General features: G+C 63.8%; 23 protein-coding genes and 1 pseudogene. 10 read left to right on the forward strand and 14 right to left on the reverse strand.

All coding sequences use genetic code 11. The features are described 5' to 3' along the window. Positions 1-17: 17 nt before the first annotated feature. From IVB36_RS27765 to sdhC, 8 genes and pseudogenes are all read right to left on the reverse strand, one after another. Entirely contained in the window at positions 18-404 is a 387-nt protein-coding gene (locus tag IVB36_RS27765) for a VOC family protein (protein ID WP_007598770.1), read from the reverse strand. A 22-nt stretch (positions 405-426) separates the two neighbouring features. Continuing rightward, positions 427-1251, reverse strand: a complete 825-nt coding sequence (locus IVB36_RS27770) for an FkbM family methyltransferase (RefSeq protein ID WP_018459774.1) — start codon at positions 1249-1251, stop codon at positions 427-429. 127 nt (positions 1252-1378) lie between these two features. Then, complete coding sequence (locus tag IVB36_RS27775) at positions 1379-3334, reverse strand: ABC transporter ATP-binding protein/permease (RefSeq protein ID WP_026233875.1); 1956 nt, start codon at positions 3332-3334, stop codon at positions 1379-1381. 53 nt (positions 3335-3387) lie between these two features. Beyond that, a pseudogene (locus IVB36_RS27780) lies at positions 3388-5297 on the reverse strand (ATP-binding protein). A gap of 189 nt (positions 5298-5486) precedes the next feature. Beyond that, positions 5487-6269, reverse strand: a complete 783-nt coding sequence (locus IVB36_RS27785) for a succinate dehydrogenase iron-sulfur subunit (RefSeq protein ID WP_018459776.1) — start codon at positions 6267-6269, stop codon at positions 5487-5489. Between the two features lie 42 nt (positions 6270-6311). Continuing rightward, complete coding sequence (gene sdhA / locus IVB36_RS27790) at positions 6312-8147, reverse strand: succinate dehydrogenase flavoprotein subunit (RefSeq protein ID WP_018459777.1); 1836 nt, start codon at positions 8145-8147, stop codon at positions 6312-6314. 4 nt (positions 8148-8151) lie between these two features. Further along, positions 8152-8568, reverse strand: coding sequence for a succinate dehydrogenase, hydrophobic membrane anchor protein (gene sdhD / locus IVB36_RS27795; RefSeq protein ID WP_007598776.1), 417 nt, complete (start codon positions 8566-8568; stop codon positions 8152-8154). After that, positions 8565-8963: a succinate dehydrogenase, cytochrome b556 subunit gene (gene sdhC / locus IVB36_RS27800; protein ID WP_018459778.1), complete on the reverse strand. Its 399-nt coding sequence runs from the start codon at positions 8961-8963 to the stop codon at positions 8565-8567. Before sdhC ends, sdhD begins: the two co-directional genes overlap by 4 nt. 523 nt (positions 8964-9486) lie before the next feature. Here sdhC and IVB36_RS27805 point away from each other — a divergent pair. Next, positions 9487-10347, forward strand: a complete 861-nt coding sequence (locus IVB36_RS27805) for a sulfite exporter TauE/SafE family protein (protein WP_018459779.1) — start codon at positions 9487-9489, stop codon at positions 10345-10347. Here IVB36_RS27805 and IVB36_RS27810 read toward each other — a convergent pair. Together IVB36_RS27810 and IVB36_RS27815 are read right to left on the reverse strand one after the other, a co-directional pair. Continuing rightward, entirely contained in the window at positions 10344-10853 is a 510-nt protein-coding gene (locus tag IVB36_RS27810) for a hypothetical protein (protein ID WP_247393737.1), read from the reverse strand. The genes IVB36_RS27805 and IVB36_RS27810 overlap by 4 nt on opposite strands. Positions 10854-10881: 28 nt before the next feature. Next, positions 10882-12411, reverse strand: coding sequence for a malonyl-CoA synthase (locus tag IVB36_RS27815; RefSeq protein WP_018459781.1), 1530 nt, complete (start codon positions 12409-12411; stop codon positions 10882-10884). A 110-nt stretch (positions 12412-12521) separates the two neighbouring features. On the opposite strand from IVB36_RS27815, the gene IVB36_RS27820 reads away from it, so the two are divergent. From IVB36_RS27820 to IVB36_RS27835, 4 genes are all read left to right on the forward strand, one after another. After that, entirely contained in the window at positions 12522-13283 is a 762-nt protein-coding gene (locus IVB36_RS27820; protein WP_018459782.1) for an SDR family NAD(P)-dependent oxidoreductase, read from the forward strand. A 300-nt stretch (positions 13284-13583) separates the two neighbouring features. Further along, positions 13584-14138 carry a fasciclin domain-containing protein gene (locus tag IVB36_RS27825; RefSeq protein WP_018459783.1) on the forward strand — a complete coding sequence of 185 codons (555 nt, stop codon included), beginning with the start codon at positions 13584-13586 and terminating at the stop codon, positions 14136-14138. Positions 14139-14321: 183 nt separating this feature from the next. Next, positions 14322-14951 carry a cytochrome b/b6 domain-containing protein gene (locus tag IVB36_RS27830; protein ID WP_018459784.1) on the forward strand — a complete coding sequence of 210 codons (630 nt, stop codon included), beginning with the start codon at positions 14322-14324 and terminating at the stop codon, positions 14949-14951. Between the two features lie 14 nt (positions 14952-14965). Beyond that, positions 14966-15748, forward strand: a complete 783-nt coding sequence (locus IVB36_RS27835; RefSeq protein WP_204512876.1) for a molybdopterin-dependent oxidoreductase — start codon at positions 14966-14968, stop codon at positions 15746-15748. A gap of 138 nt (positions 15749-15886) precedes the next feature. Here the strand turns inward: IVB36_RS27835 and IVB36_RS27840 are convergent, their stop codons facing one another. Then, the gene (locus IVB36_RS27840; protein ID WP_018459786.1) at positions 15887-17077 is read right to left on the reverse strand and encodes a YbfB/YjiJ family MFS transporter; all 1191 of its coding nucleotides are present in this window, start codon (positions 17075-17077) and stop codon (positions 15887-15889) included. Positions 17078-17209: 132 nt separating this feature from the next. Between IVB36_RS27840 and leuB the strand changes: the two genes are divergently transcribed. Then, positions 17210-18322, forward strand: a complete 1113-nt coding sequence (gene leuB / locus IVB36_RS27845; RefSeq protein WP_018459787.1) for a 3-isopropylmalate dehydrogenase — start codon at positions 17210-17212, stop codon at positions 18320-18322. Positions 18323-18470: 148 nt separating this feature from the next. On the opposite strand, the gene IVB36_RS27850 is transcribed toward leuB, so the two are convergent. Together IVB36_RS27850 and IVB36_RS27855 are read right to left on the reverse strand one after the other, a co-directional pair. Next, positions 18471-18857, reverse strand: a complete 387-nt coding sequence (locus IVB36_RS27850) for a hypothetical protein (RefSeq protein ID WP_018459788.1) — start codon at positions 18855-18857, stop codon at positions 18471-18473. 156 nt (positions 18858-19013) lie between these two features. Then, a complete protein-coding gene (locus IVB36_RS27855) occupies positions 19014-19802 on the reverse strand; it encodes a hypothetical protein (RefSeq protein ID WP_018459789.1) in 789 nt (262 codons plus the stop codon). 116 nt (positions 19803-19918) lie between these two features. Here IVB36_RS27855 and IVB36_RS27860 point away from each other — a divergent pair, with 116 nt between their 5' ends. Beyond that, positions 19919-20953 carry an aspartate-semialdehyde dehydrogenase gene (locus IVB36_RS27860; protein ID WP_018459790.1) on the forward strand — a complete coding sequence of 345 codons (1035 nt, stop codon included), beginning with the start codon at positions 19919-19921 and terminating at the stop codon, positions 20951-20953. Between the two features lie 115 nt (positions 20954-21068). Here IVB36_RS27860 and IVB36_RS27865 read toward each other — a convergent pair whose 3' ends face one another. Further along, positions 21069-21713, reverse strand: a complete 645-nt coding sequence (locus IVB36_RS27865) for a carbonic anhydrase (RefSeq protein ID WP_018459791.1) — start codon at positions 21711-21713, stop codon at positions 21069-21071. Positions 21714-21823: 110 nt separating this feature from the next. Between IVB36_RS27865 and IVB36_RS27870 the strand changes: the two genes are divergently transcribed. The 3 genes from IVB36_RS27870 to IVB36_RS27880 all read left to right on the forward strand — a co-directional run. Then, entirely contained in the window at positions 21824-22705 is an 882-nt protein-coding gene (locus IVB36_RS27870) for a CoA ester lyase (RefSeq protein WP_018459792.1), read from the forward strand. A 108-nt stretch (positions 22706-22813) separates the two neighbouring features. After that, positions 22814-24508 (forward strand): caspase family protein, encoded by a 1695-nt coding sequence (locus tag IVB36_RS27875; protein WP_247295776.1) that lies wholly within the window; start codon positions 22814-22816, stop codon positions 24506-24508. Positions 24509-24603: 95 nt separating this feature from the next. Beyond that, on the forward strand, positions 24604-24891 hold a 288-nt coding region (locus IVB36_RS27880), incomplete at its 3' end, for a transposase (RefSeq protein ID WP_247393741.1).

Here is a 24891-nt window from a genome sequence, read left to right on the forward strand (position 1 = left end):
CGAAGGATGGAACTTATCTATTCCGGCGCGTGGCAAACCGCCTCGATGTTGTGTCCATCAGGGTCGAGCACGAAGGCGCCGTAATAGGTCGGATGGTAATGCGCCCGGATGCCCGGCGGCCCGTTGTCGCGCCCGCCCGCTGCAATCGCCGCCTTGTAGAACGCGTCCACCGTGGCGCGGTCCTTCGCCAGAATCGCGACATGCACCGGCTTGTTCAGCGCGCCCTCGCCGCCGATCCAGAAATCCGGCTTGCCGTCGGCGCCGAAGCCGGCGGCTGGATCGTGTCCGGTCTGCTCCTGCGTGACCTCCATGATCAGGCTGTAGCCGAGCGGCGCCAATGCCTTGGCGTAGAACGCCTTGGCGCGCTCATAGTCGGAGACCGGGAAGCCCATATGGTCGATCATTCGTAACATCCGTTGTTCGTCGTCAGCGCGACAGGAACGTATTGCTCCGCGTCTTGCGCGCAACCACGAAACCGCGCGCGACCATGTCGGCGATACAATCGTCCCGCCATTCCTTTTGCGACAAATGCTCGATTACCACCGCGCGCGGCCATAGCAATTGCGGCGCGTCGCGGAAGAAGCCGATCAAAACGCGATCCTCGAAGCCCTCGACGTCGATCTTCAGCGCGTCCACCTTGGTGACGCCGGCCTCGCCGAGAATGCGCGTCAACCGCAGCGAGGGCACCTTGATCGCCTCGGCGCTGGCCGTGCCGGTGACGACATGCGTGGCACCGAGATTGTCGCCGCCGCTCTCGATCATCAGCTCGCCGTCGCTGTCGCCGGCGGCCGCCTGCACCAGGCGCACCTGCGTCGCTTTCGACGCGGCCTGGTTGAACGACAGCCGTCCAAACGTCATCGGATGCGGCTCGATGGCGATCACTTTGCCTGATGGCCCGACCTGTCGCGCCATCACCAGCGCGAAGGTGCCGACATTGGCGCCGACGTCGACGAACACGCCGCCCTCCGGGGTGTGCTGGCGCAGGAAGTCGAGCTCGTCGAGATTGTAATCGGGATTGAACAGCGCGCCGCGCTCGGTGGCGCTGCCCTGGTGATAGAAGCGGAACGATGCGCCCTGGTATTGCACGTCGATGGGACCACCGCGCAGCAGGTTCACCAATCGCGACAGCCAGGGCCGGAACGCGCCGCGCTTCAGCCCCGATTGTGTCGCGAGGCGAATGATCGCGGCCTGCGCCGCGTTCGGCGCAAACGCGCCGAACGGCGCGGACGAAGGGGCATTATCGGTCGCCAAGTCAAAGTCCTCGTTGCAAGCGGCGCATGCATAGCCGGTTTTGCCGGGGACTCCAACGCTCGATCCGGGCAACAATCTCTGGGTCGTCCCGGCCTTCGCCGGGACGACGAAGAAAAGAGACCGCCCCTCACGCCGCCTTTTTCGGCGCCTTGCGCTGGCGCAGGAAGCGGCCGAGCAGCTTGCGCTTGCCCTTGCGCGGGATCAGGTCGATATCGCTGACGAGTTTTGCGCCGCCCTTGCGGCGCTCCAGCACGATCTTGCGGCTGTGGAAGGCTTCCAGCTCGACACGATGCGCGACGCTGACGATGGTGGCCTTCGGCAGTTCGTCGGTGATCATCTTCATCATCTTGTCCTGGCTCTTCTCGTCGAGCGCCGAGGTCGCCTCGTCGAGCACGACGATATCCGGGTTGTGCAGCAACAACCGCGCGAAGGCGAGGCGCTGCTTCTCGCCGCCGGACAGCGTCTGGTCCCAGGGTGCTTCTTCCTCGATCTTCTCCTTGAGATGGTCGAGGCCGACCTTGTGCAGGGCCTCGCCGATCTCCTCGACCGTCCAGTCGTCTTCCGCGCCGGGATAGGCGACGGCACGACGCAAGGAGCCCGACGGCACGTAGGGTCGCTGTGGCAGCATGAACAGCCGCCGGTCGGGATGGAAATTGACGCTGCCGCCACCCCATGGCCAGAGCCCGGCGATGGCGCGCACCAGCGTGCTCTTGCCGGTGCCGGATTCGCCGGCCACCAGCAGCCGCTCGCCACGCTCGATCACCACCTCGGTCTCGCCGACCACGGCGGTGCCGTCATCGAGCGTGACGGAGAGATCCTTCAGCTCCAGCATGGCGTCATTGCTGGTCTCGCCGCGCTTGATGCGGCCGAAGCCGTCGCCCAGCTCGGCGCGCTCGAGGCCGTCGAGCGACATCATCAGCGAGGCGATGCGGCGAGCGCAGGCATTCCAGTCGGCGAGCCGCGGATAATTGTCGACCAACCAGCCGAACGCGCTCTGCACGATGGTGAAGGCGGAAGCCGCCTGCATCACCTGACCCAGCGTCATGCTGCCGTCGAGGAATTTCGGCGCGCACAGCAGAAGCGGCACGACCGGCGCAACGAGGCTCGATCCCTGCGACACCAGCGTGGTGCGCATGTGCTGACCCGCGAGCCGCGCCCATTGCCGCAGCACGTTGGTGAAATTGCGGTCGATGCCGTCGCGCTCCTCCTCCTCGCCGCCGAGCAGCGCGATGCTCTCGCCGTTCTCGCGCACGCGCGTCAGCGTGTAGCGGAAATCGGCCTCAGCCTGGTTCTTGTCCTCGGAGACCTGCACGAATTGGCGGCCGATCACCAGGATCGAGCCCGATGCGATTCCCGCATAGAGCATCGCGGCGATCACCAGGAAGCCGGGAATGGTCACCGACGATCCCGCAAGGGTGACGGTGAGCGCGCCGCCGATCGTCCAGAGCACGACGATGAAGGTCACGGCCGACAGCAGCGCGGACGTCACGCCGGCGAGAAAATCCACCGGAGAATCGGTCGCGACGCGCAGATCCTCCGCGATCCGGTATTCCGGATTCTTGTGGTCGCCGCTGACGAGATTGAGCTGGTAATAGCGGCCGTTGCCAAGCCAGCGCGTCAGCACGCTTGCCGTCAGCCACGCCCGCCAGCGCCGCTGGATGCCCATGCGCGCGAACACTTGTGCCACGCCGAGCACGATGCTGCCGATCGCGAGCGGGAAGAATACCGCGGTGAGATGGAAGACGGTGGACGCCTCGCGCTTCTCGATCGCGTCGAAGATCGCCCGATTCCAGACATTGATGCCGTATTGGAAGCCGACGGTGAGGACGATCAGCAGGCCGAGGCCGACGGAGTAGAGCCACGCAAGCCGGTCGCCGTTGCCGCCCCAGAAGCCGCGCGCGCTGATCCAGAAGCGGGTGAGGAGATAGTCCTTGCGGGCCTGCTCGGCCTCTTCAGGCGACAGCTCCGGGTCGGGCTCGACCAGCTCGGGCGGCGGCGGAGCCACTTCCCCGCCGGTCTCGCCGATGATTTCGACGATGGGCGGCTTCTTGCCCGATTCGCGTTTTCTGACCGGCTTTTGCATGGCCGGATAACGCAAGCTAAATCAAAAGGTTCCCGTAGGTTCCGGGCGTCAGCTCACTCGGCGGCGCCGTCGCGCACCCGGCGCCGCGCGACCCGGTGCAGCACGCGCGATAGCTGATCGATCGCGTAGGGCTTCTGCACGAGCTCGAAATCGACCTTGCCGTCCTGGGACAGCGCCTCGCTGTAGCCGGTGGTCAGCACGACCGGCACGCCGATGCCGCGGTCGCGGACCGCCTGCGCGAGATCGAGCCCGGTCATGCCGGGCATCACGATGTCCGAGAAAACGACATCGAAGCGATCGGCATCCATGACCAGCTCGGCGAGTCCTGCGATAGGCCGAGACCGGTGCCGTGGCCGATCTGCTTGGTGGTGAAGAACGGTTCGAAGATGCGCTCGAGCCGCGTTGCCGGAATGCCGATGCCGGTGTCGCTGACGGCAATGCCGACGAAACCGTGTTTGCCAGCAAGGTCACGGCCGCCTGAAAGATCAGGGTTGCCCGAGACGGGAGCCCGCGTGTCCGCAATGGTCGCCGCGGCCTCGACGTTGAAGACGATCCTGCCCTTGCCGTGCATGGCATCGCGCGCATTGGTCGCCATGTTGATCAACGCCGTCTCGAACTGGCTTGCATCGGCATTGACGAGGCAGGGCTCGGCCGGCAGCCGCATCGCGATTTCGATCGCGGGTCCGAGCAGCGTCGCGAGCATGTCGTGCAGCGACTGCAACCGCGCGCCGACGTCGAACACCTCCGGCTTCAAGGTCTGGCGGCGCGCGAAGGCGAGCAGCTGCGATGTCAGCTTGGCTGCGCGCCCGACCGCGTCTGCGATGGCCGTGATGTAGCGCTGGCGCCGCTCCTCGCTCAGCTGCGGCCGGTTCAGCAGGTCAACGGAGGCGCGAATCACGGTCAGGAGGTTGTTGAAGTCGTGCGCGACGCCGCCGGTGAGCTGGCCGAGCGCCTCAAGGCGCTGGCTGTGCTTGAGCGCCTCCTCGGCTTCGCGCCGCGCGGCGGCCTCGGCCTGGAGATGCTGGGTGCGCCGGAACGCGAACGCCAGCAGCAGAAACAGCAGCGCGGTGGCGGGAATGCCGAACACCAGATGCTGGCCCATGGTGGCGAACCAGCGCGCGCGGATCGCCGAGGTCTCCAACCCCGCGCTGACATAGATCGGGTATTCGGCGATGCGTCGGTAGCCGATGCGGCGCTCGACCTCGTCCCATGGCCAGGCAATGGTGATGAGGCCATGCTCGGGGTGAGCTGCGATGCTGCGGCCGACCGGCCCGTTAGGATCGAGCCTGAGGTCGCGATCCAGCCGCGGAAGATGCGCCAGCACCACGCCGTCGGTGCGTCCCATGGCGAGGAAGCTGCCAGGGTCGGAGCCGATCCGGGCATAAAAGCTCTCGAAATATTCCGGGAGGACAGAGGCCTGGATCACGCCGATGAAGCTGCCGTCGTCGGAGCCGCGGCGGCGGCTGACCCCGAAGAAGCGCGCGCCCTGATAGGGCTGGCGCGGCGTCAGGGGAACACCGATGTAGCTGCCGATGGTCTGGTCGACATGGGCGGCAAAGTAGTCGCGGTCCGCAAAGCTCTGCGCCGGCGGCGGCGAGGCCAGGCTGTTGACCAGCGACTTTCCGTCCGCATCGAAGATCCATGCCGATTTGAGCTGCGGCAGCGAATCGGAGAGTTGCTTCAGGCGGCGGTGCAGGGCCGGCTCGCGCGAGCGGATGATGTCGTCGGGCATGCCGCGCACCACCTCGTTGATCTCGGCGAGGCTGCGGTCGATGGTCTCGAACACCTTGAGCGCATGCTCATGCGCGACATCGAGGGTGCGCTCGATCTCGCGGTCGGCGATATCTTTCGTCGAGGTGTAGGAGATCGAGGCGGCGATCGCGAACAGCGCAATCGGCAGCGCCAGGGACGCAGCCATCATCCACTGCAGCAATCTCAGCGAATTGCGTTGTGCGCCCTGCACGGTCGCTCCGGTCCCACGCCGGAGAGCTTACTTGAATTTCGCGCCGGGAAGGAAGCGGCTTGTGGCGGGAACCAGAGGTTGCAACCCGCCTGCTTGCGCGCGCAGGGGTGCAGGCAAAATCTACTCGAACACCTGCCCGTCGTAGAATGCCCCGGCCGTTCCGGCCGGGGATCGCAGCATGAATGACGCCTAGATCTGGCGCTCGACCATCTTGAGCTTGAGCTCGGCGATGGCTTCCGCCGGGTTGAGGCCCTTCGGGCAGGCCTTGGCGCAGTTCATGATGGTGTGGCAGCGATAGAGGCGGAACGGGTCCTCGAGATTGTCGAGCCGCTCGCCGGTCGCCTCATCCCGCGAATCCGATACCCAGCGGTTGGCCTGGAGCAGCGCGGCGGGACCGAGGTAGCGCTCGCTGTTCCACCAATAGCTCGGGCAAGAGGTCGAGCAGCAGGCGCAGAGGATGCATTCATAGAGGCCGTCGAGCTTCTCGCGGTCTTCGTGGCTCTGCTTCCATTCCTTCTGCGGCGTCGGCGAGGTCGTCTTTAGCCACGGCTCGACCGAAGCGTATTGTGCATAGAAATTGGTGAGGTCGGGGATGAGGTCCTTCACGACAGGCTGGTGCGGCAGCGGATTGATCTTCACCGCGCCGTCCTTCACGTCGTGCATCGAGCGGGTACAGGCCAGGGTGTTCTGGCCGTCGATGTTCATCGCGCAGGAGCCGCAGACGCCTTCGCGGCAGGAGCGGCGGAAGGTCAGCGACGGGTCGATGTTGTTCTTGATCCAGATCAGGCCGTCCAGCACCATCGGCCCGCAATCATGGGTGTCGACGTAATAGGTGTCGACGCTGGGAGTCTTGCCGTCGTCCGGATTCCAGCGATAGACGCGGAATTCACGGACCTCAGTCGCGCCCGCGGGCTTCGGCCAGGTCTTGCCGCCTGATATCTTGGAGTTCTTCGGAAGTGCGAATTCAACCATTTCGATAAAGCTTTCGCTGTTCGCTCAGTACACGCGCGCCGTTTAGTAAACGCGAGCTTTGGGCGGGATGTACTGGACGTCGTTGGTCATGGTGTAGTCGTGAACGGGGCGGTACTCGATCTTGACCTTGCCGGAATCTTCCAGCCAGGCCAGCGTGTGCTTCATCCAGTTCTTGTCGTCGCGCTCGGAGAAGTCCTCGCGGGCATGCGCGCCACGGCTCTCGGTGCGGTTGGCGGCCGAGTTCATCGTCACCACCGCCTGCGAGATCAGATTGTCGAATTCGAGCGTCTCGATCAGGTCGGAATTCCACACCAGCGAGCGGTCGGATACGGCGATGTCGATGATGCCGCTATGGACCTTCTCGATCAGGTTCTGGCCTTCGCTCAGGATGTCGCCGGTGCGGAACACCGCGCAATTGTTCTGCATCACGTGCTGCATGCCTTCGCGCAGCTTCGCGGTCGGCGTGCCGCCGGAGGCGTAGCGGTAGTGGTCGAGCCGGCCGAGCGCCAGGTCGGACGAATTCGCCGGCAATTCCGGCTGGCTGGCGTTCGGCGTGAGCTTCTCGGCGAGGCGCAGCGCCGCGGCGCGTCCGAACACGACGAGGTCGATCAGCGAGTTGGAGCCGAGGCGGTTGGCGCCGTGCACGGAGACGCAGGCGGCCTCGCCGATCGCCATCAGGCCGGGGATGATGGCGTTGTCGTCGCCGTCCTTCTTGGTCAGGACTTCGCCGTGATAGTTCGTCGGGATGCCGCCCATGTTGTAATGCACGGTCGGCACAATTGGGATCGGCTCGCGCGTCACGTCGACATTGGCGAAGATCTTTGCGGATTCCGAGATGCCCGGCAGGCGTTCGGCCAGCACCGCGGGATCGAGATGGTCGAGATGAAGGAAGATGTGGTCCTTCTTCTTGCCGACACCGCGACCTTCGCGAATCTCGATGGTCATCGCGCGCGAGACGACGTCACGCGAGGCCAGATCCTTGGCGGAGGGCGCATAGCGCTCCATGAAGCGCTCGCCCTCGGAGTTGACGAGATAGCCGCCTTCGCCGCGCGCGCCTTCGGTGACGAGACAGCCCGAACCGTAGATGCCGGTCGGGTGGAACTGCACGAACTCCATGTCCTGCATCGGCAGACCGGCGCGCAGCACCATGCCGCCGCCGTCGCCGGTGCAGGTGTGCGCCGAGGTGCAGGATGCATAGGCGCGGCCATAGCCGCCGGTGGCGAGGATCACGGTCTGGGCGCGGAAGCGGTGCAGCGTGCCGTCATCGAGCTTGAGCGCGATAACGCCGCGGCAGGTGCCCTGGTCGTCCATGATCAGGTCGATGGCAAAGAACTCGATGAAGAACTCGGCCGCGTGACGCAGCGACTGGCCGTACATCGTGTGCAGCATGGCGTGGCCGGTGCGGTCGGCGGCGGCGCAGGTGCGCTGCGCCTGGCCCTTGCCGTAGTCCATGGTCATGCCGCCGAACGGGCGCTGGTAGATCTTGCCGTCTTCGGTGCGCGAGAACGGCACGCCCCAATGCTCGAGCTCGTAGACCGCCTCGGGCGCGTTGCGCACCATGTATTCGATCGCGTCCTGGTCGCCCAGCCAGTCCGACCCCTTCACGGTGTCGTACATGTGCCAGCGCCAGTCGTCCTTGTGCATGTTGCCGAGGGACGCCGAGATGCCGCCCTGCGCCGCGACGGTGTGCGAGCGGGTCGGAAACACTTTGGTGATGCAGGCGGTACGAAGACCGGCTTCGCTGCAGCCGACCACGGCGCGCAGGCCTGCGCCGCCGGCGCCGACCACGACGACATCATAGGTGTGATCTTCGATCGGATAGGCTTTGCCGTTGGTGGCGGGAGCGCCGTTGCCCTTGCCATTGGTCTCTGTGGCCATGGGTTTAGACTCCGGAGGAAAGTTTCAGGATCGCGTAGGTCGAGGCGAGCGCCACGGCGAACGAGAAGAAGTTGTTGAGCATGATCGAGATGAGCTTCAGCTTCTCGTTATGGATGTAGTCCTCGATCACGACCTGCATGCCGATCTTCATGTGCCAGGCGCTGGCGAAGATGAAGAGCAGCAGGATCACCGCGATCGGCAGCGAGCCGAGAATCTGTGCGGCGCCGGCCTGGTTGCGGCCGAGCAGCATCATCACGATCACGATCACGGGGATCATCAGCAGCGTCATGGCGACGCCGGTGATGCGCTGGCGCCAGAAATCGGAGGTGCCCGAATGCGCCGCGCCGAGATTGCGCACGCGGCCGAGCGGGGTGCGCATGGAGGAGCCCTTCGGGGCGCCGTGGGATTCGTCGAAACTCATCGTCCGCCTCCGATCGCGTAGGCGATGATCCAAATGAGGACCGTGAGCACGATGCCGCCGATCAGGGCGCCCCAGGTCAACGCTTCGCGCTCATTGGCCTTGAAGCCGTAGCCGAGGTCCCAGACGAAATGCCGGATGCCGCTGAGCATGTGGTGCATCAGCGCCCAGGTGTAGCCGAACACGATCAGGCGGCCGATGATGCTGCCGGTGAAGGCTTGGACGTGGCTATAGGCGGCGGGGCCGGAGGCCGCCGCAATCAGCCACCAGGCCAGCAGCAGCGTTCCGGCGTAGAGGGCAATTCCGGTGGCGCGATGGACGATGGAAAGCGCCATCGTCAGGGTCCAGCGGTAGGTCTGAATGTGCGGCGAAAGCGGTCGTTCGATCCGTGCGGTCATGGGCTTCAATTGCTTTATTGCGGCCCAGCATGGGGCGCGCGGGGATCGCGAAAGGTCGGCTCTATTTACGGAGTCGATTTCACCTGCGCAATCACCAAATCGCCATAAACCGAACTTGAGTTCAGCTCTAGGCCCTTGATGTAACAAGGCCAATCGGAGACTTGGTATACCAGAGGGGTGGCGCACCGGCTAAAGATAGAATATAAATTCACCTCTTGTAATGAGAACCCGAGACGCATTGAAATTACTATTGGAACGGCTCCAAGCCGCTGCGGGCCGGCCAGGGTTCGAGCCAGTCAGTTCATGACGTTCGAACCGGTAGGGATGGTCGGCAAGCAATCTCCAAGTTCCGCGAAGCGCGCCGATTTTTCGCGAGACGGGCGGATATGCGCAGTCCGCATCCCACCCCGGACCGGAGATGCGGCGGTCGACCCGACAAATCAGATCGCCTAGAGCATTGCGGGCAGCCGTTTCCGAGCGATGCATCGGAGAAGTTGCGACCCATCGCCGGGGCAGGTCAGGGGTGATTGCAGGACTTGATATCAAGGAGATCGCCGAACTCGCGCTGCTGCTGATCGCAACCGGCGCGCTCTCCGGATTTTTGGCCGGCGTGTTCGGCATCGGCGGCGGCGCGATTCTGGTGCCGGTGTTCTACGAGTGCTTCCGCATCGCCGGTGTGCCGCTCGAGGTGCGCATGCCGCTCTGCATCGGCACTTCGCTCGCTGTCATCATTCCGACCTCGATCCGTTCGTTCCAGGCGCACTACAGGCGCGGCGCCGTCGATCTTGCGATCCTCCGGGTCTGGTGGCTGCCGATCCTGATCGGCGTCGTCGCCGGCAGCGTGGTCGCGCGTTACGCGCCGGAGCGACTGTTCAAGATCGTGTTCGTCGCCGTCGCTTGGTCGGCCGCGGTACGGCTGATCTTCGCGCGCGAGAGCTGGAAGCTCGGCGATGATCTGCCGAAGGGCCCCTTGATGCGGATCTACGGCTTCTGCGTCGGCATTTTGTCGACGTTGATGGGCATCGGCGGTGGCCTGTTCTCGAACCTGCTGATGACGTTCTACGGCCGCCCGATCCACCAGGCAGTGGCGACATCGTCGGCGCTCGCGGTCTTGATCTCGATCCCCGGCGCGCTCGGCTACATCTATGCCGGTTGGCCTGCGGCGGTGAGCTACCCGGCCGTTGCAGCCCTGCAGGTCCCGTTCGCGCTCGGTTACGTCTCGCTGATCGGCGCGGTCCTGGTGATGCCAATGAGCCTTGTGACGGCACCGCTCGGTGTGAAGGCTGCGCATGCAATGTCGAAGCGGACGCTGGAAGTCGCGTTCGGGTGCTATCTGTTCATCGTCGGCAGCAGGTTTGTGATGAGCCTGGTGGGTGGGCACTAATTGACGGACCGGTCCTTCAATCTCACTTCGCTGTGGCCCCACATTTGAAGATTGCCTTGCGCCTCCAGGAGGTCGGCCTCAACCAACGCCTGAATGCGGGCCGCAAAGACCTCAAAATCGACGGGAGCCGCTAGCGCTTCTTCCTTTTCGACCCTCTCAACCGCGCAGTACAGGACCATTGCGAACTTCTGCCATCGCGACTTCATGACAGAGAAAATGACGCGATCCAAATCGGTCTCCAGCATAGAGGACGGAAGTGAAACGTCTTCCCACCGGAGTGTGCTGTCGATGGTGGCAGGCCGTCCCGGCGGTTCAAGATCCGGAAATCGCTTGTAGATCAATCGCAGAAGCTTGAATTGCAAATGGAAAACCGCCGTTACGAGCGGATCTGCAAACAGCTTTCGGCCGTCATCGCCAACATCGACGATCGCGGCCTCCGCTCGCCGGAATGCTGCGGCGGCATCGAGCAGGTGCTTGTGTATCTTCTTAGCTTGCTCTCGGTTCATGTCCCCCCAGCCCGGAGCAGTTGCGCCCCTATTTCTTCGCGTAAAGATCCTTGTACGTATCCCGCAGCACGTTCTTCTGCACCTTGCCCATGGTGTTGCGCGGCAGCTCGTCGACCACGAAGACCCGCTTGGGCATCTTGAACTTGGCCAGCCGGCCGTCGAGCGCCTTCAGCACCGCGGCCTCGGTCACATCGGCGCCCTTGTTGCAGACCAGCACCGCCGTGACGCCCTCGCCGAAATCAGCGTGGGGCACGCCGATCACGGCGGATTCGATCACGCCGGGCATGGCGTCGATCTCGCTCTCGATTTCCTTCGGGTAGACATTGAAGCCGCCGGAGATCACGAGATCCTTGCCGCGGCCGAGAATATGGACGTAACCCTTGGCGTCGATCTTGCCGAGGTCGCCGGTGATGAAGAAGCCGTCGTCGCGGAATTCCGCCTTGGTCTTCTCCGGCATGCGCCAATAGCCCTTGAACACGTTCGGGCCCTTGACCTCGATCATGCCGATTTCGTCACGGGGCAGCTCCTTGCCGGTCTCGGGATCGGTGACGCGTACGGACACGCCGGGGAGCGGAAAGCCGACCGCGCCGGGCACGCGCTCGCCGTCATAGGGATTCGACGTGTTCATGTTGGTCTCGGTCATGCCGTAGCGCTCGAGCACCGCGTGCCCCGTGCGCGCCGACCATTCGCGATGGGTTTCGGCGAGCAGCGGCGCCGAGCCCGAGACGAACAGCCGCATGTGCTTTGTGGTTTCGCGCGACAGCGCAGCGTTCTGGAGCAGACGGGTATAGAACGTCGGCACGCCCATCAGCACCGTGGCACGCGCCATCAGCTTGATGATCAGATCCGGGTCGAGCTTCGGCAGGAAGATCATCGATGCCCGCGCAAACAGCGTCACGTTGGTCGCCACGAACAGGCCGTGGGTGTGGTAGATCGGCAGTGCGTGGATCAGCACGTCCTTGTCGGTGAAGCGCCAGAAGCCGACGAGCGAGAGCGAGTTCGACGCCAGATTGTCGTGGGTCAACATCGCGCCCTTGGAGCGGCCGGTGGTGCCGGACGTGTAGAGGATCGCGGCGAGATCGTCGTTTGCGCGCGCCACCGTGGTGAATTCGCTGCTCGTCTTGTCGGCGGCGTCCGTCAGCGAGCCCTTGCCGTCAGGCCCGAGCGTCTCGACTTTGGCCTTCACCTTGGCGGCGATGGGGGCGAGGCCCTCCGCCTTGGCGGGATCGCAGACCACCAGCGAGGGCTCGGCATCGCCGATGAAGTAGTCGAGCTCGTTGAGCGTATAGGCGGTGTTGAGCGGCAGATAGACTGCGCCGGCCCGCACCGTGGCCAAATACAGCACGATGTTGGTCACGGACTTCTCGACCTGCACCGCAACGCGGTCGCCGGGCTTCACGCCGCGCGCGACCAGCACATTGGCCATCTGTCCGGCCCGGGCGATCAGATCACCATAGCTGATGCGGACCCCGTCATGCGTCTCGATCGCGAGGCGCTTCGGATCGTCGAGGCCGTCGAACAGGCGGGAAAACAGATTGGCGTTGGCAGCTTGGTTCATGCAAGATTTCCTCGACCGCAAGGCTTGACCGCAACGATCGTCAGAGGCCGGTCAAAACCGAGGGCTGGATTAGCAAAAACCGCCCCGATGAAGCAACGGAGACAGTTTGCATGACCAAAAACGGGAAACGCGTGGCCTGGGTGACAGGCGGGGGCAGCGGGATCGGGGAGGCCGGCGCCGAGGCGCTGGCGGCCGACGGCTGGACGGTGGTGGTTTCGGGCCGGCGCAAGGACGCCCTGGATACCGTGGTCGCGAAGATCGCCCAGACGGGCGGGGCCGCCGAGGCCATCGCGCTGGACGTGTCGGTCGCCGCCGCGGCCCAGAAGGCGGCTGATCAAATCGTTGCGAAGCACGGCCGGATCGACCTGCTGGTGAACAATGCCGGCATCAATGTCCCTAAGCGGAGCTGGAAGGACATGGAACTGGAGGGCTGGGACCAGCTGGTCCAGGTCAATCTCAACGGCGTGCTCTATTGCATGCGCGCGGTGCTGCCGACGATGCGCAAGCAGCAGGACGGCTCCATCATCAACGTCTCGTCCTGGGCCGGCCGCCACGTCTCGAAAATGCCGGGCCCGGCCTACACCACGACCAAGCATGCGGTGCTGGCGCTGACGCATTCCTTCAACATGGACGAATGCGTCAACGGCTTGCGCGCCTGCTGCCTGATGCCGGGCGAGGTGGCGACCCCGATCCTGAAGCTGCGCCCGGTGGTACCGAGCGAGGAGGAGCAGGCCAGGATGCTGCAATCCGAAGATCTCGGCCGCACCATCGCGTTCATCGCGAGCATGCCGGCGCGGGTGTGCATCAATGAACTGCTGATCAGCCCGACGCATAATCGCGGGTTTATCCAGACGCCGCACAACAGGGATTGAGCGGCAGGTAGATCGTCGAGGCGCGTCATTGCGAGCGAAGCGAAGCAATCCAGCGGTGCATCCGCGGTGGCAGCCTGGATCGCTTCGTCGCTTCGCTCCTCGCAATGACGCCCCCCACGGAGAACCACGCACTTAGTTTCACCCATCACAAAGAAGTTTTGTTCGAAACCGCTTCGCAAACGCTCCCGTAGTTCGAGCCAACGACGGCGCTGCTGCTTCACACTCGCAGGTCGCAGCCACTGTTGTTGCCCAACTCGAACGCCGGCAATCGCCGGTCACAATCCAATCGGGAGACCCTCCATGTCGAAGCGTATTGCCTATCTCACCGCTGCGGCCTTCAGCGCGCTGGCCATCACCGCGACCGTCGTCGCGCCCGCCCGCGCCGAGGAAAAGACCGTCATGGTCGGCGGCGCCGCGATGTTCCCGTCCAAGAACATCGTCCAGAACGCCGTCAACTCGAAGGACCACACCACGCTGGTGGCGGCGGTGAAGGCGGCCGGCCTGGTGCCGACGCTGGAAGGCAAGGGTCCGTTCACGGTGTTCGCGCCGACCAACGCCGCCTTCGGCAAGCTGCCGGCCGGCACCGTCGACACTCTGGTGAAGCCCGAGAACAAGGCGACGCTGACCAAGATCCTCACCTACCATGTCGTGCCCGGCAAGCTCGAGGCGTCCGACCTCACCGACGGCAAGAAGATGAAGACCGCCGAAGGCGAGGAGCTGACGGTGAAGAAGCAGGACGGCAAGGTCTGGATCCTCGACGCCAAGGGCGGTACCTCGATGGTGACGATCTCCAATGTCAACCAGTCGAACGGTGTAATCCATGTGGTCGACACCGTGCTGATGCCGGCGACGTAAACACCGCGCCGTCCGGCTTCATCCCCGAACCGGATGCGACGAAATGGCGAGCCGGGGGTACCCGGCTCGCTTTATTGTGACCACGATAGCCAGCCGACATGGATTCGATGCCGAACAGGGCGTAACGAAAGCGGAAGCATCGGCGTATAATTGCTGTCAGACGATGTTCAGGACGGAACCGCCATGTCGAGCCTCACAGTCACCGACGAGCAGGTCAGCGCCACCCCGGCCAAAGTGATCCAGCCGGCCTGGGTCCGGGTCATGCACTGGATCAACGCTTTCGCCATGATCCTGATGATCCTGTCGGGTTGGCAGATCTACAACGCCTCGCCGCTGTTCGGTTTCAGCTTTCCGCGCGAGTACACGCTCGGCGGCTGGCTCGGTGGCGGCCTGCTCTGGCACTTTGCGGCGATGTGGCTGTTGATGATCAACGGCCTTGCCTATCTCGTCACCGGCCTTGCCACCGGCCGCTTCCGGAAAAAACTGCTGCCGATCACCCCATCCGGCGTGCTCCACGACGTCAGGGCTGCGCTGACCTTCAAGCTCGGCCATGCCGATCTCTCCGTCTACAATTACGTCCAGCGCGTGCTCTATGCCGGCATCATATTGATCGGCGTGATCATCGTGCTGTCGGGGCTGGGAATGTGGAAACCGGTGCAACTGCACTGGCTCGTGTCCCTGTTCGGCGACTATCCGACCGCGCGCTACATCCATTTCTTCTGCATGGCCGCGATCTGCGCCTTCCTGGTCATTCATGTTTTACTCGCGCTGCTGGTGCCGAAGAGCCTGCGCGCGATGATCATCGGCCGTTGAGTGGAGAGAGAGTCATGGCGAAGCGCTCATTCCTGATCCCGGGCGTCGACAAGCGGCTGCTGATCAAGGATTCCATCAAGACGATGCCAGAGGTCAGCCGCCGCCGCTTCATCGCGGGCGGCGCAAGCCTCGGGGCGCTGACGCTGCTCACCGGCTGCGACGTGATCGACTCGTCCTCCGCGGAGGAGATGCTGAAGTCGGTTTCGAAATTCAACGATGCCGTGCAGGATTTCATCTTCAATCCCGACGCGCTGGCGCCGACGTTTCCCGAGAGCGCGATCACAAAACCGTTTCCGTTCAACGCCTATTACGATCTCGACGACGCGCCCGATGTCGACGGTGCCGACTGGAAGCTCGAAGTCCGCGGTCTCGTCGAGAACAAGAAGTCGTGGACGCTTCCCGAGCTGTACAAGCTGCCGCAGGCTACGCAGATCACCCGTCACATCTGCGTCGAGGGCTGGAGCGCGATCGGCAGCTGGACCGGTACACCCATGCGCGACTTCCTTAAGCTGATCGGCGCCGACACCCGCGCAAAGTATGTCTGGTTCCAGTGCGCCGACAAGGACGGCTACAATTCTCCGCTCGACATGCGCACCGCGCTGCATCCGCAGACCCAGATGACGTTCAAATATGCGGGCGAAATCCTGCCGCGCGCCTACGGCTTCCCGATGAAGATCCGCGTGCCGACCAAGCTCGGCTTCAAGAACCCGAAATACGTGGTGTCGATGGAAGTCACCAACGACTACAAGGGCGGCTATTGGGAAGACCAGGGGTACAATTCGTTCAGCGGAAGCTAGCTGTTGTCGTCCCGGCGAAGGCCGGGGCCCATACCGCGAGGTCTATCGATTTTCGCTAGATGCCAATCCCGAACGACCAGTCTTCCCCAAAATGCTCCCTGTGGTTATGGGTCCCGGCCTTCGCCGGGACGACACTTGTTATGAGGCCGGCTCCACTTTCCGCTGGCACAGCGCGGCAACCGCGCCCAGCGCCAGCAGCGCCGCCGACACATTCAGCGCGTAACTCAAGCTCCCCAGCGCGTCCGTGATCGCGCCGACCACGATCGGGCCCAGCGTCTGGCCGACGCCGAACGAGATCGTCATCGCCGCGATCGCGGTCGGCCACACCTCGGGCGGATAGTTGAAGCGCACGAAGGCGGTGGTCGAGCCGACTACGGCGAAGAAGGCGACGCCGAACACGATCGCCGAGACCGCGAGCCATGCCGGCGAATGCCCGAGCATCGGCAGGGCGGCGCCGAGCGCGTTGGTGCCGAGGATGATGGCGGTGGCAAGACCACCGCGATCGAGCGCGAGCACGCGGCGCCAGGCCCACGGCGTGACGAAGGCGCTCAAGCCAATCAGGCTCCAGAACGCGGCCTGCGCTGCGGCCCCGCCGCCGCCGTCGCGCACATAGGCGATCATGAAGGTCATGTAGGCGATGTAACCCGCGCCAAACAGGAAGTAGCCGGCGAGGTAGATCAGCACCGGAAAAATGGCGAAGGCGCCGTGGCCGCCTTGCGAGAAACGCACGCCGCTCTCGATGCGGACCAGGAACAGCGGCACGGTCATGACGACAGACAGCAGCGTCATCGCCCACCACACGATCCACCACGAGCCCGGCCCGAAATATTGCAGCGTGAACGGGGCGATCAGGCCCGAGGCGAGAATGCCGATGCCGGGTCCGGCATAGAACAGGCTCAGCAGGAAATTGGCCCGCTCCGGGCGCGACTGCGCAATGGAAGCGGCCAGCGCGCCGCCGGCGACGAAACCGGCCGCGGCGCCAACGCCCAGCACGAGACGGGCCAGGCTCAGCGCAACGAAGTTCCCGGTCAGCGCGCAAGTCGCAAGCGCGGCGACGCAGGCCAGGGTTCCGCCACGGATCGCGGCCGACCAGCCGACCCGTTCGATCAACCGGGATGCCACAAGCGCGCCCGCGAGGTAGCCGACGGCGTTGATGGTGTTCATGAAACCGGCCGCCGAGTAGGACCAGCCGAGGTCCTCCCGCATGTCGGGCAGCACCAGCGAATAGGCGAAGCGGCCGATACCCAGCCCAACCGTCGCAGCCAGCGACAGGGTCAGGATCAGCCGCGCGGGATGGGCGTCGGGCGGGGGACGTTCAGGGGCGTGCAAATGGGTACTCCGGCATGCGCAGTGTGGCAGGCCCTGCCCGCGTTGCACAGAACCGAAGCGGCAATGGTGTCTTGCCAAGCACGCAACGCCGCTCTAGCACTCCGGCCGAAATCGACCTCAGAGGAAACGACCATGGCGACCCACAAACTGCTGCTGCTTCCCGGCGACGGTATCGGCCCCGAGGTGATGGGCGAGGTGAAGCGGCTGATCGACTGGCTCAGTTCGGCGGGGATCGCCAAGTTCGAGACCGACACCGGCCTCGTTGGCGGTTCGGCCTATGACGCACACAAGGTGTCGATCTCGGAAGGCGACATGGCCAAGGCCAAGGAGGCCGACGCCATCATCTTCGGTGCGGTCGGCGGTCCCAAATGGGACGCGGTGCCCTACGAGGTGCGCCCCGAAGCCGGCCTACTGCGCCTGCGCAAGGATCTCGGTCTGTTCGCCAACCTCCGTCCCGCGGTCTGCTACCCGGCGCTGGCGGAGGCCTCCAGCCTGAAGCGCGAGGCGGTCGAGGGCCTCGACATCATGATCGTGCGCGAACTCACCGGCGGCGTCTATTTCGGCGAGCCCAAGACCATCACCGATCTCGGCAACGGCCAGAAGCGCGCCATCGATACCCAGGTCTACGACACCTATGAGATCGAGCGCATCGGCCGCGTCGCCTTCGAGCTTGCGAAGAAGCGCAAGAACAAGGTGACGTCGATGGAGAAGCGCAACGTCATGAAGTCGGGCGTGCTCTGGAATGAGGTCATGACCCAGGTCCACAAGCGCGAATATCCCGACGTCACGCTCGAGCATCAGCTCGCCGATTCCGGCGGCATGATGCTGGTGAAATGGCCGAAGCAGTTCGACGTCATCGTCACCGACAATCTGTTCGGCGACATGCTGTCCGACATTGCTGCGATGTTGACGGGATCGCTCGGCATGCTGCCCTCGGCCTCGCTCGGCGAGGTCGACGTCAAGAGCAAGAAGCGCAAGGCGCTGTACGAGCCCGTGCACGGCTCGGCGCCTGATATCGCAGGCCAGGGCCTCGCCAATCCGATCGCGATGATCTCGTCCTTCGGCATGGCGCTGCGCTACTCCTTCGACATGGGCGCGCTCGCCGACAAGGTCGACGCCGCGATCGCCGCGGTGCTGGCCAGCGGCCTGCGCACCGCCGACATCAAGTCGGAAGGCACCACTGCCGCCTCGACCACGCAGATGGGCGAAGCGATCTTGAAGGAATTGCAGAAGCTGCACGCTTAGAGCCGTAGCCCGGATGGAGCGAAGCGAAATCCGGCGTTCTTCCCGCGTGTCGAAAATCCCGGATTGCGCTTCGCTCCATCCGGGCTACACGACAAACAAAAATGGCCGGGCGCGAGCCCGGCCATTTGATTCGGTCGATATGTCCGCCTCAGTACAGCGGGAAATTCTGCGGATAGCCGCCAACATCCTGCGGCGTGCTCAGCGGCTGGCGATCGATCGGGCGGTTGAGATTTTCGCGCGCGAAGGTCGGATAGCCTACCGCCGGCGGGAAGGCGTAGTCGGAGAACTTGCGGTCGCCCGGATTGACCTCGGTGCCGCCGTCGAGCCAGGAGCGCTTGCTCACATAGATGCGGGTGCGGCCCTGCTGATAGCTCGAATTGGGGCCGCTCGGGCCGTAATAGTGACGGCCGCTGTCATAGCGCTGCTTCTTGGTGTCGGCCGAGGCGGGTGTCGCGAAGGCTGAGGACATGGCAATCACGGCGCCGGCCGTAAGCCACATCGCCAGTTTGTTCGCGGCAGAGAAATTCGAGCTCATCACGTCCCCTTCAGGCGGCAAGCCGCCAATCAATTTCACGCTCATACTAACCCGGCCGGGGCGGCTGCAACTAGGTCTATTGGGTCACACCAGCGCTGAATAATCGTGCGCGCCGGCAAAAGTTGCATGGATACAGCCACTTGAGCTTGATGCCGATCAGAGCGCGCCGCGCAACTGCGCATTGGCGGCGCCGAGCAGCCAGTCCGACGCGCCCGGGGGCGCGCAGGGGCGGCGCTTCAGCTCCGCATGGGCGAACAATTCGGCCAGCTTCGGCTCGTTGCCCGAGGTCAGCAGCGTTAGCCGGTTCAGCGTGCAGGCGATCGCGGCGCGCCGCGCAGGCAGGCTGTCGCCCTGGCAGGAGAATCCGGAGATCTGGAGCGCCGGCTCCTCGCTGCGCTTGAGGTAGCCGAGGCAGGCCCGCGCGCCCTCCGCCGGACCGGTCGGCTGGAATAGGGCGACGGGGCCGAATTTCGTGTCGATCAGGCCGGCTTGCTCCAGCGGGGTCGCGGTGCCCAGTCCCATCCGGACGGCCAGATCCATTGTTGCTGGACGCGTCACGTCGAATTCGCCGCCTTCCCGGTAAATCTCGAGCTCGGCCACGGTCCTGTCTGCCTCGCTGGCCCAGCGCATCACGTCCCTGCGGCCGCCTTCGGGATGCCTGAAGATCGCGTAAGAAGCTGTTTTTTCTGACGAATCGAGCCGGCTAAGGGCGAAGGCCGGAGGCGACCGGTCGGCCACGCTCCAATCGGGCTTCAGCGCCGGATCATCGTCGCGCAAGTTGGGCAGCTGGCCGAGTGCGGCAAGGCCGAGGATGGCAAACAGTACCAAAATCCCCACATAGGCGAACAGGCGCGCCAGCGTGCCGACGACCTCGTCGGCGAAGGCTGCAAGCGCCAGATGGATCTGGGTGGGGTTTGCGGCCGTGCTGGCCTCGGGCGAGTGCATCCACGTCCCTAAGGCATGGTCCAACGTTGTCTTGAGGCCGGTTCTCGCATAGAAGCGCTGCTCTTCCTGTTTAAGCCTCAGCTTCAGGAAAGAGCTTTTTCGTCGGAGAGTGAACGATGGGTTACAAAGTCGCAGTCGTCGGCGCGACCGGCAATGTCGGACGGGAAATGCTCAACATCCTCGACGAGCGCAAATTCCCTGCGGACGAGGTGGTGGCCCTGGCGTCACGCCGCAGCATGGGCGTCGAGGTCTCCTACGGCGACCGCACGCTGAAGGTCAAAGCGCTGGAGCATTACGACTTCTCCGACGTCGACATCTGCCTGATGTCGGCCGGCGGAGAGGTGTCGAAGGAATGGTCGCCGAAGATCGGCGCCGCCGGCACGGTCGTGATCGACAATTCCTCGGCCTGGCGCATGGACCCGGACGTGCCGTTGATCGTGCCGGAAGTGAATGCGGACGCGACTGCGGGCTTCAAGAAGAAGAACATCATCGCCAACCCGAACTGCTCGACCGCGCAGCTCGTGGTCGCGCTCAAGCCCCTGCACGACAAGGCGACGATCAAGCGCGTCGTGGTCTCGACCTATCAATCGGTGTCGGGCGCCGGCAAGGACGCGATGGACGAACTGTTCTCGCAGACCAAGGCCGTCTACACCAACCAGGAGCTGATCAATAACAAGTTTCCGGCGCGCATCGCCTTCAACGTCATCCCCCAGATCGACGTCTTCATGGAGGACGGCTACACCAAGGAAGAGTGGAAGATGATGGCGGAGACCAAGAAGATTCTTGATCCCAAGATCAAGCTCTCCGCGACCTGCGTGCGCGTGCCAGTTTTCGTCGGCCATTCCGAGGCCGTCAACATCGAGTTCGAGAACCCGATCAGCGCGGACGAAGCACGCGACATCCTGCGCAAGGCGCCGGGTTGTCTCGTCATCGACAAGCATGAGCCCGGCGGCTACGCCACGCCGTATGAAGCCGCCGGCGAGGACGCCACCTATATCAGCCGTATCCGCGAGGACGCGACGGTGGAGAACGGTCTCGTGCTGTGGTGCGTCTCGGATAATCTACGCAAGGGCGCCGCGCTCAACGCGATCCAGATCGCGGAAGTCCTGATCAACCGCAAGCTGATCAGCGCGAAGAAGAAGGCGGCGTAAGCCGTGCTGCCGTAGGGTGGGCAAAGACGCGAAGCGCCGTGCCCACCATCTTTCCACAATTGCTAGAAAAGTGGTGAGCACGCTTCGCTTTGCCCACGCCACAAGAGCTGCGGACCTACGCCATCTCGCGCGCGTTCCTGAATTCCTTCGCCGCCTTGTCCAGCACGAACAGTGATCCCTCCGCGACGCCGAAATAGGCGCCGTGGGTCTGCATCTGGCCGCTCTCGACCGCCTTCTGCACGAACGGGAAGGTCATCAGGTTTTCCAGGCTGCGGAACACCGCGGCCTTCTCGATGCGCTCGACGAATTGCGCCATGGTCTCGTGGTCGCGCTGCTCCACCACTTCGCCCGGCTTGATGAACATCTGCATCCATTTGCCGATGAAGTCGCCCGGCGTGAGCGGCTCGATCTTGTCGACGAAGGCGCGGATGCCGCCGCACTGGGCGTGCCCGAGCACCACGATGTGCTTCACCTTCAGCACCGTCACGGCATATTCCAGCGCCGCCGAGACGCCATGCGCGTTGCCGTCGGGCTGATACACCGGCACCAGATTGGCGATGTTGCGGACGACGAAGAGTTCGCCCGGCCCGACGTCGAAGATCACTTCGGGCGAGACGCGGCTGTCGCAGCAGCCGATCACCATCACTTCAGGGAACTGCCCCTTCACCGACAGCTCGCGGTAGCGGGTCTGCTCGGTCGGCAGCCGCTGGGTGGCGAAGGCCTTGTAGCCTTCCAGCAAATGCTCTGGGAATGTGGTCATGGCCTATGCCTAATCATATACCGCTGGGACGAACAAGCCTTTCGAATAGGCAGGCCAGATGCTATCGGCTTCGGTCGGAATGAGATGAGGAAACCGGAAGGAACGCTTGCATGACCCGCCCGCGCCGCAGCCATCTGTTCATGCCCGGCTCCAACCCCCGCGCGCTGGAAAAGGCGCGCAATCTCGCCGCCGACGGCCTGATCCTCGACCTGGAAGACTCCGTCGCGCCCGATGCCAAGGCAGTGGCACGCGATGGCATCGCGGCCGCGATCGCGGCCAAAGGGTTCGGCAAGCGCGAGATCCTGATCCGGACCAACGGCCTCGACACGCCCTGGTGGGCCGACGATGTCGCGATGGCGGCGAATGCCTCGCCCGACGGCATCCTGGTTCCAAAGGTTTCACGCGTGGAGGAGCTCGACACGATCGGCCGCCGTCTCGCCGAACTCGGCGCGGCGCCGACCGTAAAGGTCTGGGCCATGATCGAGACCGCGCGCGCGGTACTGCATGCCGAAGAACTCGCTGCCGCCGGGCGCGATCCAGCGCGGCGCCTGTCAGGCTTCGTGTTCGGGCCCAACGACATCTCGCGCGAGACGCGCATCAAGATGCTGCCGGGCCGCGCGGCGATGATCCCGATGATCTCCCATTGCATCCTGGCGACGCGCGCCCATGGCCTCGAAATCCTCGACGGCCCCTATAGCGACATCGCCAACTCCGATGGTTTCGCCACCGAATGCGCGCAAGGCCGCGATCTCGGTTTCGACGGCAAGACGCTGATTCACCCCTCGCAGATCGAAGCCTGCAACGCGATCTTCACCCCGCCGGAGGAGGAAGTCGCGCGCGCGCGAAAGATCATCGCCGCGTTCGAGCTGCCGGAGAACGTCTCGCGCGGCGCGATCCGTCTCGACGGCGCCATGGTGGAGCGGCTGCACGCCGACATGGCGCGGCGCACGATCGAGATCGCGGACGCGATTGCGGCGATGGGGAAGGGCTGAGGGCAGGCGGTTGCGCTCAAGCCGAACGAACATTGACGCGGTTACCGGTATGCTCGGGGAGCCGCGGTTCTCTGAACGACCACGATCCCGGCTTTTCCCGTTGCGGTGGTGAAAGACAATGCTACCCTCACGCTCGATATTGATCCGGGCAAGCATTTGATGCGCATTTTTTTCCTAGCAGTCCTTCTCGTTACGTCATTTCCATTCGCCACGCCGGCGCTTGCGCAGCAGGTTCGGGTTGCGCTCGTCATCGGTAACGGCGCCTATGAGAAGGTAGCCGAGTTGCCGAACCCGACGCGCGATGCGGCCGACATCGGCCGCGCGCTGGAGCGGCTCGACTTCAAAGTCACCCAGGTCAAGAACGCGACTGCGCAAGAGATGAGGAAGTCTGTCGTCGAGTTCGGCCGCTCTGCGGAGGGAGCAGACCTTGCGGTCGTTTTCTATGCCGGACACGGCATGGAGGTCAGCGGCGAGAACTGGCTGATTCCGGTCGGCGCAGAGCTGCGCAGCGATACCGACATCGAAAGCGAGGCCATCAGCCTGCGCTCGGTGAGCCTTCAGGTTTCGAAGGCACGAAAGTTGGGCCTTGTGATACTGGACGCATGCCGCAACAATCCTTTTGCCGCAAAGATGAGACGCTCGCTGAGCACCCGGGCCGTGGCTCGCGGACTCGCTCCGACGGAGCCATCCGATAACGTTCTGATTGCGTACGCCGCCCGGGACGGTACTACGGCAAGCGACGGGGATGGCCGGAACAGCCCATTCACGGCATCGCTCCTTCGCCACATTGAAACGCCGGGGCTGGAGATATCGTTTCTGTTTCGTCGTGTTCGTGACGACGTGATGGCGGCCACCAGACGCGAGCAGCAGCCTTTCGTATACGGCTCTTTGTCGAAGGAAGAGATTTACCTGAGAGCTCCGGTGGCGAGCGCTCAAGCGCCAGTCGCGTCGGCTCCCGCGCCTGCAGATGCCGCGGAGGACGAGAAGTTTTGGCTGGCTATCCAGACGTCCACGGTGGCAGGCCTCTACGAGGAGTTTCTGACCAGGTACCCCCGCAGCAGCCACGCCGCAGAAGCGCGCCAGCGGGTGAAGAATTTCAAGGCCAACGAAGTTGCGGTGCTCTCATCCCCAGCTGCCCCTCCGAAACCGGACGCAAAAACCGTCGTCCGAAATCTATTTGCGCCCGAAGATAACCAGAAAGTTGCAGCCATCGCGGCAGCTCAGCAACTCAAACTGCCAAGCTACGCTATATCGCCTGATCAGAATGATCCGCTCAATGCTAACTCCAGATTTGTCGGCGTGTGGTCCAACAAACGTGGATGGACGAATGGCAAAGGACGGTATGCCATGCTGATCGTTACGGAAGTCTCTGCCACCGGGTTAGCCAAGGGACACTACCTCTGGGGACCGCCGACAAAGGCATCGTGGGTGAAGGATGAGGCGGGGTACCGGTCGTTTGCCGAATACATTGTGAACGACAAATTTTCCATCAGCGGAACACCCGTCACCGTCAGGATGGACAAGAACGTCCTTACGCTGTCGTCCGTCAACAAGGAAAATCCAACTGAGAAGGCGAACATAGAGCTCCGCCCTGTCTGGAAGCTCGTGCCAGCGCCGGAGGATGCTTCAAGCAAGCGCGAGAAAACCTCGCAGCCTCGTGCCGCCAAAAAGGAAAGCGCGGCCGAACCGAGCCCGTCAGGCAATGTCAGTGGGACGAGCATGGAAGAGCGCTATCGTGCTTGCAGAAAACTCGTCAAAGGATTTGCCCGGCGCGAGGCTTGTGCCCGTACGGGCGTGATCTAGCACCGGCGGGACATCCTGCCGCTAAACTAGGGTCTGTACCTAATTAGCGAGTTCTGATTCCCTGGTGCCAAGTTGATTCGGCACGGGGGACTTCGATGCGCAAAGGACTGTTCTGGCTCAACGACAAGCAGTGGGCTCAGATAGAGCCGCATCTGCCAACGAACCAGACCGGCCCGGCGCGCGAAGACGATCGACGCATTATCAGCGGTATCATTCACATGCTCCAGTGCGGCGCACGCTGGCGCGATTGCCCGTCCGACTATGGCCCTTACACGACGATCTATAATCGGTTCAATCGCTGGGCTAAGCGCGGACATTGGCAGGCGATCTTTGAAGCGCTCGCCCGCTGCGGCAAGGACCGAGTGGCTTTGTCGATCGATTTC

The organism is Bradyrhizobium sp. 35, assembly GCF_023073215.1.
In the GTDB taxonomy this organism is placed as follows: Bacteria; Pseudomonadota; Alphaproteobacteria; order Rhizobiales; family Xanthobacteraceae; genus Bradyrhizobium; species Bradyrhizobium canariense_D.

Coding starts and splice junctions, on each gene's coding strand:
- IVB36_RS27820 (WP_018459782.1), top strand. CDS start 12,522: ATGACCAAAAACGGGAAACGCGTGGCCTGGGTGACAGGCGGGGGCAGC.
- IVB36_RS27850 (WP_018459788.1), bottom strand. CDS start 18,857: ATGAGCTCGAATTTCTCTGCCGCGAACAAACTGGCGATGTGGCTTACG.
- IVB36_RS27830 (WP_018459784.1), top strand. CDS start 14,322: ATGTCGAGCCTCACAGTCACCGACGAGCAGGTCAGCGCCACCCCGGCC.
- IVB36_RS27775 (WP_026233875.1), bottom strand. CDS start 3,334: ATGCAAAAGCCGGTCAGAAAACGCGAATCGGGCAAGAAGCCGCCCATC.
- IVB36_RS27765 (WP_007598770.1), bottom strand. CDS start 404: ATGATCGACCATATGGGCTTCCCGGTCTCCGACTATGAGCGCGCCAAG.
- IVB36_RS27860 (WP_018459790.1), top strand. CDS start 19,919: ATGGGTTACAAAGTCGCAGTCGTCGGCGCGACCGGCAATGTCGGACGG.
- IVB36_RS27835 (WP_204512876.1), top strand. CDS start 14,966: ATGGCGAAGCGCTCATTCCTGATCCCGGGCGTCGACAAGCGGCTGCTG.
- IVB36_RS27870 (WP_018459792.1), top strand. CDS start 21,824: ATGACCCGCCCGCGCCGCAGCCATCTGTTCATGCCCGGCTCCAACCCC.
- IVB36_RS27855 (WP_018459789.1), bottom strand. CDS start 19,802: ATGCACTCGCCCGAGGCCAGCACGGCCGCAAACCCCACCCAGATCCAT.
- IVB36_RS27810 (WP_247393737.1), bottom strand. CDS start 10,853: ATGAACCGAGAGCAAGCTAAGAAGATACACAAGCACCTGCTCGATGCC.
- sdhC (WP_018459778.1), bottom strand. CDS start 8,963: ATGACCGCACGGATCGAACGACCGCTTTCGCCGCACATTCAGACCTAC.
- sdhD (WP_007598776.1), bottom strand. CDS start 8,568: ATGAGTTTCGACGAATCCCACGGCGCCCCGAAGGGCTCCTCCATGCGC.
- leuB (WP_018459787.1), top strand. CDS start 17,210: ATGGCGACCCACAAACTGCTGCTGCTTCCCGGCGACGGTATCGGCCCC.
- IVB36_RS27865 (WP_018459791.1), bottom strand. CDS start 21,713: ATGACCACATTCCCAGAGCATTTGCTGGAAGGCTACAAGGCCTTCGCC.
- sdhA (WP_018459777.1), bottom strand. CDS start 8,147: ATGGCCACAGAGACCAATGGCAAGGGCAACGGCGCTCCCGCCACCAAC.
- IVB36_RS27815 (WP_018459781.1), bottom strand. CDS start 12,411: ATGAACCAAGCTGCCAACGCCAATCTGTTTTCCCGCCTGTTCGACGGC.
- IVB36_RS27785 (WP_018459776.1), bottom strand. CDS start 6,269: ATGGTTGAATTCGCACTTCCGAAGAACTCCAAGATATCAGGCGGCAAG.
- IVB36_RS27825 (WP_018459783.1), top strand. CDS start 13,584: ATGTCGAAGCGTATTGCCTATCTCACCGCTGCGGCCTTCAGCGCGCTG.